The organism is Streptomyces sp. NPDC054956 (genome assembly GCF_053609185.1).
The window spans coordinates 1-2858 of sequence record NZ_JBSGXB010000535.1 but is presented as its reverse complement, the minus strand read 5'-3'; the positions used below and the strand labels follow the sequence as shown (position 1 = coordinate 2858).

At 71.2% G+C, this 2858-nt stretch carries 2 protein-coding genes; one reads left to right on the top strand and one right to left on the bottom strand.

The genetic code is table 11. The features are described 5' to 3' along the window. Positions 1-55 precede the first annotated feature (55 nt). Complete coding sequence (locus ACWGDE_RS37890; RefSeq protein ID WP_453393630.1) at positions 56-1693, bottom strand: acyl-CoA synthetase; 1638 nt, start codon at positions 1691-1693, stop codon at positions 56-58. 174 nt (positions 1694-1867) lie between these two features. On the opposite strand from ACWGDE_RS37890, the gene ACWGDE_RS37885 reads away from it, so the two are divergent. Then, complete coding sequence (locus ACWGDE_RS37885; RefSeq protein WP_453393629.1) at positions 1868-2668, top strand: crotonase/enoyl-CoA hydratase family protein; 801 nt, start codon at positions 1868-1870, stop codon at positions 2666-2668. Positions 2669-2858 lie beyond the last annotated feature (190 nt).

Below are 2858 nucleotides of genomic sequence, written 5' to 3'. Positions count from 1 at the left end.
GGACCCGTACGGGTCCCGGCCCTCTGCCGTGCGCCGGATCAGCGCCTGCGGCGGATCAGCGCGCGCCCGCCGCGTCCGCCTCCGTGGCCACCGACTTCGCCCACCGGTAGTCGGCCTTGCCGCTCGGCGAGCGCTGGATGGCGGGAGCGATGACCAGCTGGCGCGGGATCTTGTAACCCGCCAGCTTGGTCCGGCAGTGGGCCTGGATCTCGTCGAGCGTCGGCTCGGCCGCGCCCGCCCGCACCTGGACCACCGCGGCCACGTGGCTGCCCCACTTCGGGTCCGCGACCCCGGCGACCAGGGCGTCGTAGACGTCCGGGTGGGACTTCAGCGCCTGCTCGACCTCCTCCGGGTACACCTTCTCGCCGCCCGTGTTGATGCACTGCGAGCCGCGGCCGAGCACGGTGACGATGCCCTGCTCGTCGACGGTCGCCATGTCGCCGAGCAGCACCCACCGCTCGGAACCCTTCTGGAAGAAGGTCTCCGCGGTCTTGGCGGGGTCGTTGTAGTAGCCGAGGGGGACGTGCCCGCGCTGCGCGAGCCGCCCCGGCTGCCCGACCGGCACCGGCTCGTGGGTCACCGGGTCGACCACCTGCGTCCGCTCGTTGACCTCCAGCCGGAAGCCCTTCTCCGGGCTGGAGTCGTTCGTGGCGCGGCCGTTGGAGCCGGACTCGGAGGAGCCGAAGTTGTTCAGGAGCATCACGTTCGGCACGAGCGCCTGGAACTCGGCGCGCACGGTCTCCGACATGATCGCCCCGGACGAGGAGACGCTGAAGAGGGAGGACAGGTCCGTGCCCTTCAGCGGCCCGTTCAGGGCGTCGATGAGCGGGCGCAGCATCGCGTCGCCCACCAGGGAGACGCTGGAGACCTTCTCCTTCTCGATCGTGCGCAGCACCTCCTCCGGCGCGTACTTGCGGTGGATGACCACCCGCTGGCCGTAGTTGAAGGCGATGAAGGAGGTCAGCGTGGACGTGCCGTGCATCAGCGGGGGAGCGGGGAAGAAGGTGAGCCCGGCGCCCTTCGCCGCGACCCGCTCCGCCAGCTCCTCCGGACGTTTGACCGGCTCGCCCGAGGGCTCGCCGCCGAAGAGCCCGGCGAAGAAGAGGTCCTCGGCACGCCACATGACGCCCTTGGGCATGCCGGTCGTACCGCCGGTGTAGATGATGAACAGGTCGTCGGGGGAGCGGGGCGGGAACCCGCGCTCGGGGGACCCGGCGGCCTCCGCGTCCGCGTACGCGACCGGTGCGATCGAGGGCTCCGGGGCGCCCTCGGGGGTCGGCCCGACCCGGATCAGGTGGCGCAGCTTCGTCGTCTGCGGCAGCGCCGCCGCGACCCGCTCGGTGAACTCGCCCTCGAAGACGAGCGCGGCCAGGTCGGCGTCGTTGTAGAGGTAGACGAGCTCCTCCTCCACGTACCGGTAGTTCACGTTCACCGGGACGAGGCGGGCCTTGAGGCAGGCGATGACGGTCTGCAGGTACTCGATCCCGTTGTAGAGGTGAAGGCCCAGGTGCTCGCCGGCCTTCAGTCCGCTGTCCAGCAGGTGGTGCGCGATGCGGTTGGCCGCCGCGTCCAGCTCCGCGTACGTCAGGCGGCGCTCGGCGCCGGTCCCGGGGTGGTCCACGTACACGAGGGCCTCGCGGTCCGGGACCACGTCCACGACCGACTCGAACAGGTCGGCAATGTTGTACTCCACCGGTCCTCCTGACCCAGAAAATCCCATGGCTGGTCTGCTCGGCGGTCATTAGAGCGTCGCCAACCCCAACAGGGAAGGGGACCGTCCAAGAAATCTGACTGGGTGTCAGAAAACTATTGAACTGCACCCGCCCCTCCTGCAACCTGTTCTAGGTCTTGAGACGGGAGGACGGCAATGGGTGGGACAGAACACCTGACCGTGGAACGCCACGGCGCCACGCTGGTGCTCACCATGAACAGGCCCGAGGCGAAGAACGCGCTCTCGCTGCCGCTGCTGGTGGGTCTGTACGACGGCTGGCTGGAGGCCGACGCGGACGACACGATCCGCTCGGTGGTGCTCACGGGAGCCGGCGGGGACTTCTGCGCCGGCATGGACCTGAAGGCACTGGCCGGCAAGGGCATGGCGGGCGACCAGTACCGGGACCGGCTCAAGGCCGACCCCGACCTGCACTGGAAGGCGATGCTGCGCCACCACCGGCCGCGCAAGCCCGTCATCGCGGCCGTCGAGGGCTACTGCGTGGCCGGCGGGACGGAGATCCTCCAGGGGACGGACATACGCGTCGCCGGGGAGGGTGCCACCTTCGGCCTGTTCGAGGTCAAGCGGGCACTCTTCCCGATCGGCGGCTCGACGGTCCGGCTGCCGCGGCAGATCCCGCGCACGCACGCGCTGGAGATGCTGCTGACCGGGCGGCCGTACGCGGCCGAGGAGGCGGCGCGGATCGGTCTCATCGGGCGGGTGGTGCCGGACGGCACGGCGCTGGAGGCGGCCCTGGAGATCGCCGAGCGGATCAACGCGTGCGGGCCGTTGGCGGTGGAGGCGGTGAAGGCGTCCGTCTACGAGACGGCGGAGATGACCGAGACGGAGGGGCTCGCCTCCGAACTCCTGCGGGGCTGGCCGATCTTCGACACGGCCGACGCCAAGGAGGGGGCGCGGGCCTTCGCGGAGAAGCGGCCCGCGCTCTACCGGCGGGAGTAGTCGGGCCCCGCCGCGCCGGGCCCCGCGCTGACCCTGCCGGGCCCTGCCGCTTTCCGGTGGTGCCGGTCGGATCGTCGGCGCGGCGCCGTTGCCGGGGGCCGGCCCCCGGACACCCGCGCCTCAAACGCCGGCGGGGCCGGATTTTCCCGGCGGGGCTGATTCTGTACGGAGGGGCCGAAAGCCGCGGCGC

What these genes read in the sequence shown, in the direction of transcription:
- ACWGDE_RS37885 (WP_453393629.1), top strand. Translation starts at nt 1,868, where the DNA reads ATGGGTGGGACAGAACACCTGACCGTGGAACGCCACGGCGCCACGCTG.